Genomic DNA, 15835 nt, shown 5'->3' on the forward strand with positions numbered 1-15835 from the left:
GTCATCCCCTCCCGACCAGGCCGACGCGGTTGATGAGCGTGTCGAGCATCTCGTCGACGGCGGTCAGGACGCGCGCGGCGCCCTGGTAGGCGTGCTGGTAGCTCAACAGGTTCACGTTCTCCTCGTCGAGGTCGACGCCCGCGCCGGACTGCTGCTGGGTGCGTGCGTTGGTCAGCGCGAGTCCGGAGAGCGTCGCCTCGGACGTGGCCGACCGGGAGGCCGTGCCCACCCCCGCCACGAACGTCGCCCAGGACGCATCGGGGGCGTCCACGGCCGATCCGAGCTGCCCGATGGCGTCCGCGACGGACCCGTCGTGGTCGCCCGCCGCGTTCCGCGTCGCGATGCCCGCGGCATCGGTGGGCAGGACGGTCAGGCCCTGCGCCGCGGGGACCCCGGCGGTCAGGGCGAAGAAGTCGACACCGGTGCTGCCGGCCAGGGTGGTGCCGGCGTGGTGCGCGGCGTTGACCTGCGTGGCGAGCGCCGTCGCGACGCGGTCGTACGCGGCCGAGGCCTGGGCGAGTGCTCCGCCGGTGCCGTTCGCGGCGGCCGGGGCGAGCAGCGAGACGTTGCCGGCGATGGAGCCGCCGCCGAGCGCCACCGCGGACTGCGAGCCCGAGGTCCACGTCAGGGTGACCGCGGCGCCGTCACCGAGGCGGGTCCCGCCTCCGAGGGCGACGGACCGGGCGTCCGTGCCCTGCACGAGCGGGTTGCCGCCGATCAGGACGTCGACGGTGCCGTCCGCGTTGGTGCGGGTGGTGCCTCCGGCCAGCGCGGCGATCTGCTCGGTGAGCTGGTCGCGCTGGTCCATGAGCTCGTTCGCGTTCCCGCCGCCGGCGACGGTGGTGCGGATGCGGCCGTTCAGGTCGGCGACCTGCTTCGCAGCGTCGTTCAGCTGCGTCACCTGCCCGGCGACGGTGGCGCGGACACCGGTCCACTGCGCGTCGACGGCCTTCGAGCCGCTCGACAGGGCTGCGGCCACCGTGCCGGCAGCGCCGATCAGGGCCGTCGCGGCTCCGGGGTCGTCGGTGTGTGCGGACAGGTCGCTCCACGCCGACCACATGGTGTCGAGCTTCGTGGCCAAGCCGTCGGCGCCCGGTTCGTGCAGCCCGGACTCGAGCTGGTCGAGTGCGGTCGCACGGGTGGTGGCGTACGCGGACGACCCGGTGGCGGAGCGCACACCGGCGTCGAGCGTCATCGACCCGAGGCGGGCGATGCCGTCGATCGAGACCCCCTGACCCGCGAGGGCCGCGGTGCCGCGCATGAACCCGGTCTGCACGGCGGGGACCGAGGACTGGGTGACGCGCTGGCGGGTGTACCCGGCGGTGCCGGCGTTGGCGATGTTCTGGCCGGTGACCTCGATGCCGGCGCGGGCTGCGCTCAGCCCGGAGTACGCGGTGGCGAGGGAGCCGAAGGTGCTGACCACGGTGCTACAGGCTCCCGTCGAACAGGCGCGCTCCGGCCGGCGCGCGTCCGGAGCTCCCGGTCGCGTCGTAGGTGGCCGTGTCGCCGACGGTGCCCGCGAGGGTCTCCTCGGTCGCCTGGGCTGCCGAGCGGAGGAAGCGGTCGTTCTCGTCCTTGAGCGCGCCGATCTGCGTGGTCAGCTCGAGCATCGCCTGCAGGTGTGACGCCAGGATCTCGCCCCAGGGGCCCGAGGGCGCGGCGGCGACGACGTCACGTAGCGGGGCGTCGGGGTCCACGCCCCACTCCTCGGCGACGGCGGCGCTCTGCGCGCTGCGCTCGAGGCCCGTGGTGCGGAGCCGCTCGAGCACCTGCTCGACCTCACGGCTGGCGTGCGACACCCAGCGGGAGCGGCCGGCTGCGAGCAGCAGCTGCTCCTCCTCGAGCTTGAACGTGAGCAGCTCGAGCAGTTCTCGTTCGCGCCAGAGCACGGCGGACAGGTCGTTCACGCTCATCATCTCCTCCCGGTGTCGGTCGTCCTTTGGACACGAGTGACTATCGGCCGGATGTCCCGCTCCGTAAGTGCGTCGAGGGGCACACGACCAGCCGTCCACGGCGCCACCTCCACTCCGGGGGACAATCTGGCGGTCCAGAGCGGGGCTGTCCACCGAAGTGAGGACACCACGAACCACGTCGTCCCCCCGCACTGGGGACGATCGGAGGGGTGTTCAGGGCTTTGCCAGCCGATACATTCGAGATGCACACCGGGGGACACCCCGAGACGCGCCTTCGGGGGCGCGGCGTGCCCCACCCGGAGGGACCCGGGTGGTTTCGGCGTACACACCGGTCACCACGCGACCGGTGTCTGCCGCGCCCACGACACGGACGGGTCGGCCCCAGGGACGGGGACCGCACCGATCGAGACGACCAGGGGAACACGCATGGACCGCACCGAACGCAACGCGATGATCACCGAGCACCTGCCGCTCGTGGGCTACATCGTGTCCGACGTCCGTGCACGAGCCACCCACCTCGACCGGGACGACCTGGCCGCCGTCGGCTCGCTCGCCCTGGTCACGGCCGCGGAGGCGTTCGACCCGACCCTCGGCGTCCCGTTCGGCGCCTACGCCCGGACCCGCATCACCGGTGCGATCGCTGACGACATGCGCTCGGCCGACTGGGCGAGCCGCGGCACCCGCAAGCGCATCCGCGAGGCCCTCGCGACCCAGGAGGCGCTGTCCTCCCGACTCGGCCGCAGCGTCTCCGTGCAGGAGATCGCCGACGCGATGGGCGTCGACCGTCAGACCGCCGTCGACGCGATGAGCGATGCCGGGCGCACCGTGACCCCGATCGACGAGACCGTGCACGACACCGTCGCCGCCGACCTGCCGCTGCCCGGCGACGACCTGGTCGAGACCGAGCGCCGCCGCTACCTGCGCGCTGCCGTCCAGGCGCTGCCGGAGCGGATGCGGTACGTCGTCGAGGCCGTGTACTTCGGCGACCGGTCGGTGACCGAGGTCGCCGCCGAGCTGGGCATCACGCACTCCGCGGTCTCGCAGCAGCGCTCCGAGGCGATGCGTCTGCTGCGCGACGGCCTGGCCACCCACTACGGCGACGGCGGCACGGTGCCCGAGCCGGTCTCGCGGACCACGACCGCACGGCGCAGCGCCTACCTGGCCCGTGTCGCGACGAACGCGGCCGTCGGTGTCGCCCGCGCGGTGCAGGACGCGGCGTCCGGCCACCAGGTCGTCGCCAGCTGAGCGTGGAGGACCGGCCCCGAGGAAATCGTGCCGGTTCTCCTAACGCCTCCGGCCTCCCGGTCGACAGGCATCCATGTCAGCCCACGGACGGGCAGACGAAGACCCAGATTTCACGGAGGAAACCACCATGGGTATGTCCATCAACACCAACCTCTCGGCACTCAACACGTACCGGAACCTGAACTCGACGCAGAACGACCTGTCGAAGTCCCTCGAGAAGCTCTCGTCGGGTCTCCGCATCAACCGTGCTGCCGACGACGCGGCCGGTCTGTCGATCTCCGAGGGGCTGAAGTCCCAGGTCGGTGGCCTCACGGTCGCCGCCCGCAACGCACAGGACGGCATCTCCGTCGTGCAGACCGCTGAAGGTGGGCTCACCGAGACCCACTCGATCCTGCAGCGCATGCGCGACCTGGCCGTCCAGGCCGGCAACGACTCGAACAACGCGGCGTCTCGCGACGCCATCAAGACCGAGTCGGACCAGCTCCAGCAGGAGCTCGGCCGCATCGCCTCGTCCACGAACTTCAACGGCACGTCGCTGCTCAACAGCAACGCGACCCTGAAGTTCCAGGTCGGCGCGAACGGTGACGCCAACAGCCAGATCTCGGTCGACCTCTCCGGCGCGAACGTGTCGAAGATCGTCGACAACCTGGCCGGTGGCTCGAGCACCACGGGGACGAAGTTCGACATCGCGGACATCTCGAAGGTCGCCGGCAAGGCGTCGTTCGAGGTCACCAAGGGCGGCGAGACCACCACGGTCCAGACGGCCGACCTCGGTGCCGCGGGCACGTTCGACAGCGTGCAGGGGTACGCCGACGCCCTCAAGGCCGACGCGAACTTCTCGAAGAGCTTCACCGTCACGGTGAACAAGGACGCGAACGGTGCCGGCACCGGCATCACGGTGACCGCAAACAACGGTGGCGACGTCGCCGTCGCCACCCCGGGCACGGGCGTCGCGGCCGGCACTCCGGGCGCCACCTCGACCGGCGGCGTCGCGTTCGACACCGCCGACAAGGCGCAGGCGTCGATCAAGCTGATCGACGAGCAGATCGCCAAGGTCTCCTCGGCCCGCTCCAACCTCGGTGCGATCCAGAACCGCTTCGACCACGCCATCAACGTGACGAACGTGGCCAAGGAGAACCTCACCGCGGCGCAGTCCCGCATCACCGACGTCGACATGGCCGAGGAGATGGTCAAGTACACGCGCGACAACATCCTCAGCCAGGCCGGCACCTCGATGCTCGCGCAGGCGAACCAGAGCACGCAGGGCGTGCTGTCCCTCCTGCGCTAGCCGCGAGCGCACCGCCGTCCGGGGTCGTTCAGGTCCTCCGGGCGGCGGTGCACCCCTCCCTCTTCCCCTCCAGTCCGTAGCGCCCCGGGAGCCCCACGATGTCGACGACGTCAGCGACGGCCAGCAGCCTCGCGATCGACGGCCTGGTCAGCGGGCTGAAGACCACGGACCTCATCAACTCGCTCATGAGCGTCGAGCAGGTCCCGCAGACGCTGCTCAAGAACAAGGTCACCGCGACGACCTCGTTCATCTCCTCGCTGCAGACGCTCAACGGTCTCGTGCAGTCCCTGGCCACGAGGGCGGCGGCTGCGGCCGGGCCGGCGTCGCTCGACGTGTTCTCGGCGACGTCGAGCTCGGCGAACGCGAGCGTCTCCACCGGGGCGAACGCCTCGGCCGGGTCCGTGTCCTTCACGGTCGGGCAGACGGCGGCAGCCCAGGTCGGCGTCACCGCGGCGATGACCGCGTGGGGGTCGCAGTCCGAGCCGCTGACGTTCGTCAGGCCCGACGGCACGACCACCACGGTGACCCCCGCCTCCGGCTCCCTCGACGACACCGTCACGGCGATCAACGGGTCGGCCGCCGGCGTGAGCGCGACGAAGGTCGCCGCCGGGACCGACGCCACCGGCGCCAAGCTGTACCGGCTGCAGCTGACGAGCACGGCGACCGGAGCCGCGGGTGCGTTCACGGTGTACCGGGGGAGCGCCGACCAGGTCTCGGCCGGCACCGCGACGAACGTGCTGACCGAGTCCGGTGCCGCGACGGTCACCGCCGCTGCCGATGCCTCGGTCACGCTGTGGGCCGGCACGGCGGCGGCGCAGACGATCACGAGTGCGACGAACACGTTCGGCGACCTGCTGCCGGGGCTCAGCGTCACGGTGAGCAAGGCCTCGACGGACCCCGTCACGGTCTCGGTCGCGCGGGACACGAGCAAGGCGCAGGCGGTGGCCTCCGGCCTCGTCGACGCGCTCAACGCCGTCGCGAGCTACTACGCGTCGAACACGGGCGTGACGAGCACCACGAGTCCGACCACGGGGGCGACGAGCACCACCGCCGGCGTCCTGCTCGGTGACGCGACCACGCGTTCGGCGATGCAGCGCCTGACGAGCGCGATGTCCACGCCGGTCAACGGGAAGTCGCCGTCGTCCGTCGGGATCACCATCGGCAAGGACGGCACCTTCACGTTCGACGCCGGCGCCTTCCAGAAGGCGCTGGCCGCCGACCCCGCCGGCACGCAGACGATCCTCTCCGGCGTGGCCCAGGCCGTCTCGGACGCCGCGACCGCCGTCAGCGACAAGTACACCGGTTCCATCACCACCGCGATCACCGGACAGCAGTCGGTGGTCAAGGACCTCAACGACCAGATCGACGCCTGGACCGACCGCCTGACCGCGCGACGCGCGACGCTGCAGTCGCAGTACTCGGCGCTCGAGACCAGTCTCAGCAAGCTGCAGTCGCAGTCGAGCTGGCTCACCAGCCAGATCTCCGCGCTGTCGTCGAGCTGAGCGAGGAGACCCCATGTACGACAAGAACACGCTGCGCCGCCGTGCGCAGTACACGAACGAGTCCGTGCTGTCGGCGACGCCGGCCCAGCTCGTCACGATGCTGTACGACCGGCTGCTGCTCGACCTGCACCGAGCCGAGGCAGCGCAGGGGACGAGCGACTGGGACGCCGCCCGCGACCAGCTCCTGCACGCCCAGGCGATCGTCGGCGAGCTGTCGTCGACCCTGCGCATCGACGCATGGGACGGCGGCGAGGGCCTGCTCGCCATCTACAACTACGCCTCGACCTCGCTCATCACGGCGAACGTGCACCGCGACGTCCAGGCGACGCGGGACTGCATCCGCATCCTCGAGCCGCTGCGCCAGGCCTGGCACGACGCCGCCGGCGCGATGACCGCGGCCGCTCCCGCTGCGACCGGTGGGGCACTCGGTGTCGCCTGACGAGACCGCCGACGCGGCGCACCTCGCCGACGCGGCGCACCGCGCCGAGTGGGAGGCCGTGCTCACCGTCCTGGAACTGGCGGCGGTCGCCGACGACCCGGCCCCCTGGCACGCCCCGGCCGGGCTGGGACCGGTGCCGCGCGCCTTGGTGGGGCGGGCCTCCCGGCTGCTCGCCGCGCAGCGGGACCGCATCCAGGCACTCGAACTGCAGCGCCGTGCGACGCTCGACCACCTCGGCGCCCTGCGCCAGGTCGACGCCACGCGCGAGCCGCAGCGCTCCGTGTACCTCGACGCCAGCGCGTAGGCGACTCCGCGCACAGGACAGCTTCGCGCACAGGAAGCCGAATCGCGCATGGTCGGTCGGAACTTCCGACTGACCACGCACGATCCGGCCTGCCGTGCGCGGATCTGCCCGCCGGTCACCACGCGCGGATCGACGCGCCGTGCGCGGACCTACCCCCGCACGGGTCCCGGCCCCCGTTCGGGGCGAGCGCTAACGAGCCCCTCGGACCGCTCCGATAGCGCACCACGAGCACGGATCGCTCGACCACCCGGCCACGGATCGGCCACCACCGCACGACGTCCTCGCCCCCGGGCGGAGCCGTCCTGACGAGGGGTACCCCCGTGTTCGATTCCGTGACGTCGGCGGCGCTGCAGAGCGCGCTCGACGGCCTGTCGATGCGCCAGCGTGTGATCGCGAACAACATCGCGAACGTCAACACCACGAACTACCACGCCGAGAAGGTGCAGTTCGAGGACGCCCTCGCCCAGTCCGTCGTCGACGGGTCCGGCCGCACCACGCCGACCGTCGCACGGAGCCTCGAGCCCACGAACACCAACGGCAACAACGTCAACCTCGACGAGGAGACGCTCTCCAACGTCGACACCGTGCTGCGCTACCAGTTCGCCACGCAGGCGATGAACTCGGAGCTGACGAGCGTCCGCGCCGCGATGCGGACGAACTCGTGACGACCTTCGACGCGATCGGCATCGCGAGCACCGGCCTCACCGTGCACCGGAAGTGGCTCGACGCGATCTCGGACAACATCGCGAACGTCAACACCGTGCGGTCGATGGACGACTCGGCGTTCCAGGCCCGCTACGTCGAGGTCCAGGAGGGCGCCGGCGTCTCCGGCGCCTACGTCAAGGGCGCCGCGTTCGGTAGCGCCGCCGGCCGCGTGACCTACGACCCGGACAACCCGCTCGCGAACGCCGAGGGGTACGTCCGCATGCCGGACATCGACCTCGGCACGCAGATGGCGGACCTCATCATGGCCCAGCGCGGCTACCAGGCGAACGCCGCCGTGGTCGACCGTGCCAAGACCGCCTACGAGGCGGCACTGCAGATCGGGAAGAACTGATGCCCATCGACGCCGTCAACGGCGTGACCACGAACGCGCTCTCCGGCGTGTTCGGCACGTCCCAGGCCACGACGCCCGCCACCGGCACGCAGCCCACGACCGGCACCGACGGGTCGTTCGCGGCCACCCTCGGCAGCGCCGTCGACGGGCTGCAGGACCTGCAGAGCACGTCGAAGACCCTGGCCGTCAAGGCCGTCACCGGCAACCTCGACGACATCCACGACGCCACCATCGCGTCCACCCGCGCGCAGGTCACGCTCGAGCTCATGGCCGCCGTCCGCAACAAGGGCGTCGACGCCTTCAACGAGATCATGAGGATGCAGGCCTGATGCCCGCCGCACTGCAGAACCTGTTCGGACGCCTCGGCGCCTACGTCAAGGGCTTCTCCGCCGCCCAGCGCACGATCGCCATCCTGGCGGTCGCGGCGCTCGTCCTCGGCGGGGTCGCCCTGGCCTCGTGGCTCGGCAAGCCGTCCTACGCGCCGCTGTTCACGGGCCTGGCCGCGGCCGACGCCAGCAGCGTCACCGACCAGCTCACCACCGACGGCGTGCCGTTCCAGCTCACCGACGGCGGCGCGACGATCCTCGTGCCGCAGTCGTCGGTGTACACCGAGCGGTTGAAGGCGGCGTCGAACGGCCTGCCGTCGTCGAACGAGGGTGGCTACTCGCTGCTCGACAAGATGGGCGTCACGAGCTCCGAGTTCCAGCAGGACGTCACCTACAAGCGCGCGATCGAGGGTGAGCTCGCGAAGACGATCTCGGCGATGGACGGCGTGCAGACCGCCACCGTGCAGCTCGCGATCCCCGAGAAGTCCGTGTTCGTGTCCGAGGAGAAGGACCCGACCGCGTCGGTGTTCATCGCGACGAAGAACGGCACCGAGCTGACCAGCGACCAGGTGCAGTCGATCGTGCACCTGACGAGCGCCGCGGTCGAGGGCATGCAGCCCACCGACGTGTCCGTCGTCGACGCGAAGGGCCAGACCCTGTCCGCCGTCGGCACCGGGGCGACGGGGAGCGGCGCCGACCAGGCCGCCGACTACGACGCCACCACGTCGAAGAAGATCCAGGACCTGCTCGACACCACGCTCGGCGCCGGCAACGCCAGCGTCGTGGTGTCGGCGACGATGAACCAGAACACAGGCACCCGCACCTCGGAGGCCTACACGACCCCGACGACCGGACCCGTGGCGCTCAACGAGTCGTCGACCACCGAGGAGTACGGCTCCGGCGCGGCCGGCGGCAAGGGCGCCACGGGTGTCCTCGGGCCGGACAACATCGCGGTCCCGAACGGCACGGCGTCCGGTGCCGCGAACGGCGACGGCGGGTACAAGAACGAGTCGGCGACGAAGAACAACGCCGTCGACAAGACCACCGAGACCACGCAGATCCCGTCCGGCGGCGTCGACCGGCAGACCGTCTCGGTCGCCCTCAACAGCAAGGCCGCGTCGGTGCAGAACGCGAACCTGCAGAGCATCAACGACCTGGTGGCCGCGGCCGCCGGGGCCGACACCACCCGCGGCGACCAGGTCAAGGTCGCGATGATGGACTTCGACACGACCACCGCCGACGAGGCCGCCAAGGCACTCAAGGCGCAGCAGGCCGCCGACGAGCAGGAGGCCCTCTGGTCCTCGATCCGCACCGCGGGCATCGCGGTCGGGATCGCGCTGGCGCTGATCGCGCTCATCGTCTTCCTCGCTCGTCGGGGACGCCGTCAGGAGCGCGAGAGCGTCGACGTCGGCGAGCTCGACGCGTTCGGCGCGGCCTTCGAGCTGCCCCTGGCCGTCGACGCCGCCGCCGGTCGCTCCGGACTCGCAGCGGGTGCGGACGCGCCGACCGTCGCACTGCCCACGCTGCCGCACGACGACGCCCCGACCGAGGTCCTGACGACCGACGAGATCAGCGCCGAGCGCCGCCGCCAGGACATCGCGAACCTGGCGGAGCGCGACCCGAAGCGCACGGCCGAGCTCCTCCGTGGGCTCCTCGACGACCGGACCTCGGTGTGAGCGGCCCGATGGCGACCCCGGGCGAGCGGTCCCTCAGCGGTGCGCAGAAGGTCGCGCTGATCCTCATGCAGATGGAGACCGACCGCGCCGCCGAGGTGATGAAGCAGTTCTCCGAGCTCGAGGCCGAGGAGATCTCCGCCGAGATCGTCCGGATGCGCCGGGTCGAGGACACCGTGGTCGACGCCACGATCACCGAGTTCCACCGGATGACGAAGACTGGTCGCACGCAGCGCCGCGGCGGCAAGGACACCGCGCTCGGCCTGCTCGACGCCGCGTTCGGGTCCGAGCGTGCCGCCGGCGTGATGGACCGGCTCGCCTCGAACCTGGCCGGACAGTCCTTCGACTTCCTCGACGACGCCGAGCCCGGGCAGGTCGTCACGCTGCTCGAGGGCGAACTACCGCAGACGATCGCGCTCGTGCTCGCCCACCTGCAGCCGGGCCAGGCCAGCGCCGTGCTCGCCGGGGTCGACGACCGCGTCCGCACCGACGTCGCGCAGGCGTTCGCCACGATGGGCAGCGCGACCCCCGAAGCCGTCGGGATCGTCGCGGGTGTGCTCCGGCAGCGTGCCGGCGCCGTCGTCTCGCCCCGGGAGAGCGTCGAGGTCGTCGGTGGCATCGCGCCGCTGGTCGACATCATCAACCGCTCGGACGTCGCGACCGAGAAGGCCGTGCTGGACGGACTCGAGGCGCGCGACCCGGAGCTCGCCGAGGACATCCGGTCGCGGATGCTCACCTTCGAGGACATCGTCAAGCTCGAGTCGCGGGACATCCAGCAGGTGCTGCGCGGCATCGACTCGAAGATCCTGGCGACCGCCATGAAGGGCGCCGCCGGGCCGGTGGTCGAGACCATCCGCGCCAACGTCTCGGAGCGCAACCGCTCGCTGCTCGACGACGAGATCCAGGCGATGGGCCCGGTCCGCGTGTCGCAGGTCGAGGAGGCCCGTGCCGAGGTCGTCCGCTCCGTGCGCGAACTCGAGGCCCAGGGCGTCATCACCGTCCACCGCGCCGAGGAGGACGAGCTCGTTGACTGACACCACCTTCGCCCCGCTCGCGTTCCCCGTCGTCGCCGACACGGGGATGCAGCACCGCGTCGCCAGCGCCGAGGTACGTGGACACGCGGCCGGGTACGCCGCGGGGCTCCGCGCCGCACACGCCGAGACCGAGGCGCTGCGTGCCGAGCTCGAGGCCGTGCACGCGCAGCGCACGGCGCAGCTCGAGGCCGAGTCGTCGCGACGCCTCGCGGTGCTCGGAGCGATGACGGACGCGCTCGTCGCACGCACCGTGCCGGTGCTCGAATCCGCCGAGCAGTCGGTGGTCGAGGCCGCCATGGAGCTCGCCGAGGCTGCCGTCGGGTACGCGATCCGTGCCTCCCGTCCGGTGTCCGCGGATGGTGATGGTCGAGAACCGGACGGGACGGCCGTCGACGGACGGGAGGACCGGGTCGGCTCCGGCGCCGAGGCGACGGTTCGCCGTGCCCTCGCCCTGGTCGACCACGCCGTCGCCATCGCCGTCCGGCTCAGCCCGGCGGACGCGGCCGCCGTCGCGCACCTCGCGCTGCCGGTCGCGGTCCGCGCCGACCCCGCACTGTCCGACGGCGACGCCGTCGTGGACCTGCCGGACGGCGTGCTCGACGCCCGGATCGCCGCCGCGCTCGCCCGCGCGAAGGACGCACTGGGGGTCAGCGCGTGACCGCGACCCTGCTCCGTCCCCGCGGACTCGACGCCGCCGTGGCCCTGGCCGCGCCGCAGCGTGTCGGGGTCGTCACGAGTGCCGTGGGCCTGGGATTGACCGTGGCCGGGCTCGACGTCAGTGTCGGCGAGGTCGTGCTGGTCGGCCGCGAGGACGGACCGCAGACCGCGGTCGAGGTCGTCGCCACCGACGCCGCCGGTGTGCGCTGCATGCCGCTCGGTCGACTGACCGGGGTGACCGCGGGCATGCCGGCGCGTCCGACCGGTCGACCGGTGCTGGTGCCGACCGGACGCGGGCTGTTCGGACGCGTGCTCGACGGGCTCGGCCGACCGATCGACGACCGCGGGCCGCTCGACGCCGACGCCTGGGTGGAGCTCGACCACGCCACCCCGAACGCCATGGCACGCACGCGGATCGGCACGCCGATGCAGCTCGGTGTGCGCGTGCTCGACACGCTCACGACCGTCGGACGCGGACAGCGCATGGGCCTGTTCGCCGGCTCCGGTGTCGGCAAGTCCTCGCTGCTGTCGATGATCGCGCGGGGGAGCGACGCGGCCGTCAACGTCATCGCACTCGTCGGGGAGCGTGGCCGCGAGGTGCGCGAGTTCCTCGAGGACGACCTGGGGGCCGAGGGCCTCGCACGTTCGATCGTCGTCGTGTCGACGTCCGACGAGCCCGCGCTCATGCGCCTGCGCGCCGCGTTCGTCGCGACGCGCATCGCCGAGTCGTTCCGCGATGCCGGGCAGGACGTCGTGCTCATGATGGACTCGCTGACCCGCGTCGCGATGGCCCAGCGCGAGATCGGGCTGTCCGTCGGGGAACCGCCGGCCACCCGGGGCTACCCGCCGTCGACGTTCTCAGTGCTCGCCGGGCTGCTGGAGCGTGCCGGGACCGACCGTGTCGGCAGCATCACGGGCATCTACACCGTGCTCGTCGACGGCGACGACCACAACGAGCCGATCGCCGACGCGGCGCGCAGCATCCTCGACGGACACGTCGTGCTCGACCGGAAGCTCGCCGTGACTGGGCACTTCCCGTCCGTCGACGCGCTCGGGTCCATCTCTCGCGTGGCGTCGAAGGTCACGTCGTCCGAGCAGCGCGCTGCGGCGACGGCGCTCCGGAAGGTGATGGCCGCCCGGAAGGCCGCGCAGGACCTGCTCGACGTGGGCGCCTACCAGCGGGGGTCGAACCCGCTCGTCGACGCCGCGGTCGACCACCAGGACGCGATCGACGCGTTCCTGCGGCAGGGCATGGACGAGCGGGCCACCGCCGCCGGGTCCTGGCAGCTGCTCGACGGTCTGGTCCGTCAGCTCGGGGGTGCCTGATGGCGCGCCGGTTCCCGCTGGCCGGGCTCCTGCGACTGCGGCACGCCGAGCAGGACCGTGCCGCCGCGAGCCTGGCGACCGCGAACGACCGTGCCCGCGAGGCTGCCGACGCCCGCATCGCCGCCCGCCGCACGCTGCAGGACTCGGGCACCGCGATGCCGATCGAGGACGCCGCCACGCTCAGCGCCGTCGCCGCCGCCCGGGCTGCCACCCGGGGGATGCTCCGCGAACTCGACGCGGTCGTCGAACACCGCCGCGCCGACGTCGACCGTGCCCAGGGCGAGTACAACACCGCACGCCGATCGGCCCTGGGGCTCGAGAAGCTCGAGGAGCAGCACACGGTCCGCACGACGGCCGAGGCACTCCGCACCGAACAGAACGCACTCGACGAGATCGCGGCACGCAGCCGCACCGAAGGGGGGACCCGATGAGCCTGGAAGCCGTCCTGAGCCGGATCTCCGAGATCCGCTCCCAGATCGACACCCTGCAGAGTGGCGGGACACGCGCGTCGTCGTCTGCTGCCGCGGCGGCTGCATCGTCGTCCGCGTTCGACGCGACCATGGCCGCGACCGGCGGCGCGGCGACGGGGTCCGGTGTGACCGCCGGCGGCGCAGCCGGCACCCCGTCGGCAGCGCCCGCAACGTCCGTGGACGCCGGCAAGGGCACCGTCGCGACCGGCAGCGGGAAAACCGGCGACGACGTCGTGGCCGACGCGAAGAAGTACCTCGGCGTGCCGTACGTCTTCGGCGGCACCACGACGGCGGGCATGGACTGCTCGGGCCTGGTGCAGACCGTGTTCAAGGACCTCGGCGTGACCATGCCCCGGGTCGTGCCGGACCAGGCGAAGATGGGCGTCGCAGTGCCGTCCCTGGCGCAGGCGCAGCCCGGCGACCTCATCATCCCGAAGGGCGAGGGGCACGTCGTCATCTACGTCGGCGACGGCAAGGTGCTGCACGCCCCGCGTCCGGGCAAGGACGTCCGGATCGTCGACAACTGGTACAAGGACTCAGACATCGCCACCATCCGGCGCATCGTCCCGTCCGCCCAGGAGGCCGCCGCCACGAAGGCGGCGTCGACCGTCGGAGTCGGCGGATCCGGAACCGACCTGCAGACCGCGGCGCTGATGTCCCTGATGCAGTCGGGGAGCGCGGCATGAGCCCCACGATGACCATCGCCCCGAGCACACCCGCACCGTCGGGTCGTGCCGGGACCGCGCCGGCCGCCGACCCGGCCGCGTCGGCGGCCGACTTCATCGCGGCGATGACCGCGGTCGACACCGGGTCCCCGGAGCAGCAGGGTGCGCCGCGGAAGGGCGCGCCCACCGACACGACCGACACGGCCCTCGCGTCCGCCCATGACCCGGCGGCGTCGGCAGCGTCCGCCGCGCAGCTCGCCGGGCTGGCCGCGCTGCTCGGATCGGCCGCAGCGACTGCTGCCGGTGCTCCCGCGCCGACTGCTGCTGGTGTTCCCGCGCCGGCCACTGCCGCCGCCGCACCCACTGTCGGTGCCAGCACCGCCGCTCTGCCTGCCGCACAGGCGGACACCACGCCTGCTCCGTCGACCTCGGGCACCCGGGTTGCCCAGGACCCGATCGCCACGGGTCCCGGTGCGCCGGGTGTCGCTCCGGCTGGCGCCTCGCACGCTGCACCGGCCGAGGACAGCGCGACGGGCCGAGACGCGGCGAGCACCGGCACGGGACCGGCGGCCGCCGCCGTTGCGCCGACAGCCGTCGTCGCTGGCGCTTCCACTTCCGCCGCCGCGGAGGGAACGCGAGTCGTGACGACCTCGGACCGCCCCGTGGACCGAGCATCGGCGAGCACGAGCACGAGCACGAGTGCGAGCTCGACCACGACCACCAGCCCGGGAACGACCGCTGCGTCGGCCACGACGTCGGCAACCCCGTCCGCCGCGGTGATCGGGACGACGAGGACGACCGCGACGGCCCCGACGACGACCGCGACCGCGACGGCCGCCACGACCACGGCACTCCAGCCCCGCCGCGTCGCCGGCGCGCCCGGACCTGCCCAGGGCGAGCCGAGCCTCCAGGCTGCGACGTCCCCGGCGGCCACGACGTCGGACGTTCCCTTCGCACTGCCGACCGTCCAGGGCTCGACGGCGGCCCCGGCCACCACAGCGGCGCAGCCGACGGCCCCCGCCGCGCCGGCCCCGCTCACCCAGCAGCTCGCGCGCCCCGTGTTCGCACTCGCGCAGGCCGGCCCGGGCGAGCACGTCGTCACGGTGCAGGTCGTGCCGGACAGCCTCGGTCCGGTCACTGTCCGCGCCCACGTGACCGCGCACGGCATGCACGTCGAGCTGTTCGCGGCCTCGGACGCGGGGCGCGACGCCGTGCGGCAGGTCCTGCCGGACCTGCGGCGCGAGGGCAGCGCCGTCTCGACCACCCTCGACCTGTCCTCGCAGAACCACCCGGGGCAGTCGGCCGGCCAGTCCGCCGCCCGCGACGGACGCCCGACCGCCGGCCCGGCAGCCGCGCCGGCCGACCGGGAGGACCGACCCACCAGCGCCCCGCCCACTCCGTCCACCACCACCCCAGTCCGCACCGCGGGACTCGACGTCCTCGCCTGACCCGGATCACGACAAGGAACCCACCATGCCCCTCGACGGGATCACCGGCAGCGTCGACCAGGCCACACAGGCCGCCGCCCTCGCTGCGAACGCCACGACGAAGAAGTCCCAGACGATGGACTCCGAGGTCTTCATGAAGCTGCTCGTCACGCAGCTGCAGAACCAGGACCCGTCCTCGCCGATGGACACCAACCAGATGATCAGCCAGCAGACGCAGCTCGCGATGATGGAGCAGATCACCAACCAGACCACGACGGGGAACGAGAACTTCTCGCTGCAGATGCGCATCGCTGCCGCGAACCTCGTCGGCAAGCAGGTCAGCTACACGGACGCGACCTCGGGGGCAGCCGTCACCGGGACCGCATCGGCCGTGTCCTACGCGCAGAGCGTGCCGACCGTCACCGTGAACGGGAAGGAGGTCGATCTCGACGTGATCTCCGGTATCAAGACCGCCTGACCTCCCCTTCGCTCTCTCTCACCACTGTCTC

Annotated in this window: 18 protein-coding genes; 16 read left to right on the top strand and 2 right to left on the bottom strand. The window is 72.3% G+C overall.

Translation table 11 applies throughout. The features are described from left to right. Position 1 precedes the first annotated feature (1 nt). Both flgK and DEJ13_RS08345 read right to left on the bottom strand, forming a co-directional pair. Positions 2–1423 carry a flagellar hook-associated protein FlgK gene (gene flgK / locus DEJ13_RS08340; protein ID WP_111107338.1) on the bottom strand — a complete coding sequence of 474 codons (1422 nt, stop codon included), beginning with the start codon at positions 1421–1423 and terminating at the stop codon, positions 2–4. A gap of 4 nt (positions 1424–1427) precedes the next feature. Next, a complete protein-coding gene (locus DEJ13_RS08345; RefSeq protein WP_111107401.1) occupies positions 1428–1913 on the bottom strand; it encodes a flagellar protein FlgN in 486 nt (161 codons plus the stop codon). Positions 1914–2339: 426 nt separating this feature from the next. Here DEJ13_RS08345 and DEJ13_RS08350 point away from each other — a divergent pair, with 426 nt between their 5' ends. From DEJ13_RS08350 to DEJ13_RS08425, 16 genes are all read left to right on the top strand, one after another. Further along, positions 2340–3158, top strand: a complete 819-nt coding sequence (locus DEJ13_RS08350; protein ID WP_111107337.1) for a sigma-70 family RNA polymerase sigma factor — start codon at positions 2340–2342, stop codon at positions 3156–3158. A 127-nt stretch (positions 3159–3285) separates the two neighbouring features. Then, positions 3286–4446 (top strand): flagellin N-terminal helical domain-containing protein, encoded by a 1161-nt coding sequence (locus DEJ13_RS08355; protein ID WP_111107336.1) that lies wholly within the window; start codon positions 3286–3288, stop codon positions 4444–4446. A 98-nt stretch (positions 4447–4544) separates the two neighbouring features. Further along, the gene (gene fliD / locus DEJ13_RS08360) at positions 4545–5948 is read left to right on the top strand and encodes a flagellar filament capping protein FliD (protein WP_111107335.1); all 1404 of its coding nucleotides are present in this window, start codon (positions 4545–4547) and stop codon (positions 5946–5948) included. A 13-nt stretch (positions 5949–5961) separates the two neighbouring features. Next, positions 5962–6387 (top strand): flagellar export chaperone FliS, encoded by a 426-nt coding sequence (fliS, locus tag DEJ13_RS08365; RefSeq protein ID WP_056124959.1) that lies wholly within the window; start codon positions 5962–5964, stop codon positions 6385–6387. After that, positions 6377–6691: a hypothetical protein gene (locus tag DEJ13_RS08370; RefSeq protein WP_146245263.1), complete on the top strand. Its 315-nt coding sequence runs from the start codon at positions 6377–6379 to the stop codon at positions 6689–6691. Before fliS ends, DEJ13_RS08370 begins: the two co-directional genes overlap by 11 nt. A gap of 320 nt (positions 6692–7011) precedes the next feature. Beyond that, on the top strand, positions 7012–7356 hold the full coding sequence (locus DEJ13_RS08375) for a flagellar basal body rod protein FlgB (protein ID WP_056124953.1): 345 nt from the start codon (positions 7012–7014) through the stop codon (positions 7354–7356). Beyond that, on the top strand, positions 7353–7748 hold the full coding sequence (locus DEJ13_RS08380) for a flagellar basal body rod protein FlgC (protein ID WP_056124952.1): 396 nt from the start codon (positions 7353–7355) through the stop codon (positions 7746–7748). Before DEJ13_RS08375 ends, DEJ13_RS08380 begins: the two co-directional genes overlap by 4 nt. Beyond that, a complete protein-coding gene (gene fliE, locus DEJ13_RS08385) occupies positions 7748–8077 on the top strand; it encodes a flagellar hook-basal body complex protein FliE (protein ID WP_111107333.1) in 330 nt (109 codons plus the stop codon). Before DEJ13_RS08380 ends, fliE begins: the two co-directional genes overlap by 1 nt. Beyond that, positions 8077–9750 (top strand): flagellar basal-body MS-ring/collar protein FliF, encoded by a 1674-nt coding sequence (gene fliF, locus DEJ13_RS08390; RefSeq protein ID WP_111107332.1) that lies wholly within the window; start codon positions 8077–8079, stop codon positions 9748–9750. Before fliE ends, fliF begins: the two co-directional genes overlap by 1 nt. Positions 9751–9758: 8 nt before the next feature. After that, a complete protein-coding gene (gene fliG, locus DEJ13_RS08395; protein ID WP_056124945.1) occupies positions 9759–10781 on the top strand; it encodes a flagellar motor switch protein FliG in 1023 nt (340 codons plus the stop codon). Next, on the top strand, positions 10774–11439 hold the full coding sequence (locus DEJ13_RS08400; protein ID WP_146245262.1) for a FliH/SctL family protein: 666 nt from the start codon (positions 10774–10776) through the stop codon (positions 11437–11439). The genes fliG and DEJ13_RS08400 overlap by 8 nt, the downstream gene beginning before the upstream one ends. After that, on the top strand, positions 11436–12764 hold the full coding sequence (locus DEJ13_RS08405) for a FliI/YscN family ATPase (RefSeq protein WP_111107330.1): 1329 nt from the start codon (positions 11436–11438) through the stop codon (positions 12762–12764). Before DEJ13_RS08400 ends, DEJ13_RS08405 begins: the two co-directional genes overlap by 4 nt. After that, the gene (locus DEJ13_RS08410) at positions 12764–13195 is read left to right on the top strand and encodes a flagellar FliJ family protein (RefSeq protein ID WP_111107329.1); all 432 of its coding nucleotides are present in this window, start codon (positions 12764–12766) and stop codon (positions 13193–13195) included. Before DEJ13_RS08405 ends, DEJ13_RS08410 begins: the two co-directional genes overlap by 1 nt. Beyond that, positions 13192–13920, top strand: coding sequence for a C40 family peptidase (locus DEJ13_RS08415; protein WP_111107328.1), 729 nt, complete (start codon positions 13192–13194; stop codon positions 13918–13920). Before DEJ13_RS08410 ends, DEJ13_RS08415 begins: the two co-directional genes overlap by 4 nt. Next, positions 13917–15347: a flagellar hook-length control protein FliK gene (locus tag DEJ13_RS08420; RefSeq protein WP_146245261.1), complete on the top strand. Its 1431-nt coding sequence runs from the start codon at positions 13917–13919 to the stop codon at positions 15345–15347. Before DEJ13_RS08415 ends, DEJ13_RS08420 begins: the two co-directional genes overlap by 4 nt. Positions 15348–15372: 25 nt before the next feature. Beyond that, positions 15373–15804 (top strand): flagellar hook assembly protein FlgD, encoded by a 432-nt coding sequence (locus DEJ13_RS08425; protein WP_111107326.1) that lies wholly within the window; start codon positions 15373–15375, stop codon positions 15802–15804. The last annotated feature ends 31 nt before the right edge of the window (positions 15805–15835 follow it).

Origin of the sequence: Curtobacterium sp. MCLR17_007 (assembly GCF_003234655.2) — a bacterium.
In the GTDB taxonomy this organism is placed as follows: domain Bacteria; phylum Actinomycetota; class Actinomycetes; order Actinomycetales; family Microbacteriaceae; genus Curtobacterium.

Bases quoted from the DNA above. Each gene is read 5' to 3' on its own strand.
- fliG (WP_056124945.1), top strand. From the start codon at position 9,759: ATGGCGACCCCGGGCGAGCGGTCCCTCAGCGGTGCGCAGAAGGTCGCG.
- DEJ13_RS08350 (WP_111107337.1), top strand. From the start codon at position 2,340: ATGGACCGCACCGAACGCAACGCGATGATCACCGAGCACCTGCCGCTC.
- DEJ13_RS08415 (WP_111107328.1), top strand. From the start codon at position 13,192: ATGAGCCTGGAAGCCGTCCTGAGCCGGATCTCCGAGATCCGCTCCCAG.
- fliE (WP_111107333.1), top strand. From the start codon at position 7,748: ATGCCCATCGACGCCGTCAACGGCGTGACCACGAACGCGCTCTCCGGC.
- DEJ13_RS08425 (WP_111107326.1), top strand. From the start codon at position 15,373: ATGCCCCTCGACGGGATCACCGGCAGCGTCGACCAGGCCACACAGGCC.
- DEJ13_RS08420 (WP_146245261.1), top strand. From the start codon at position 13,917: ATGAGCCCCACGATGACCATCGCCCCGAGCACACCCGCACCGTCGGGT.
- fliD (WP_111107335.1), top strand. From the start codon at position 4,545: ATGTCGACGACGTCAGCGACGGCCAGCAGCCTCGCGATCGACGGCCTG.
- fliF (WP_111107332.1), top strand. From the start codon at position 8,077: ATGCCCGCCGCACTGCAGAACCTGTTCGGACGCCTCGGCGCCTACGTC.
- DEJ13_RS08410 (WP_111107329.1), top strand. From the start codon at position 12,764: ATGGCGCGCCGGTTCCCGCTGGCCGGGCTCCTGCGACTGCGGCACGCC.
- fliS (WP_056124959.1), top strand. From the start codon at position 5,962: ATGTACGACAAGAACACGCTGCGCCGCCGTGCGCAGTACACGAACGAG.
- DEJ13_RS08345 (WP_111107401.1), bottom strand. From the start codon at position 1,913: ATGAGCGTGAACGACCTGTCCGCCGTGCTCTGGCGCGAACGAGAACTG.
- DEJ13_RS08355 (WP_111107336.1), top strand. From the start codon at position 3,286: ATGGGTATGTCCATCAACACCAACCTCTCGGCACTCAACACGTACCGG.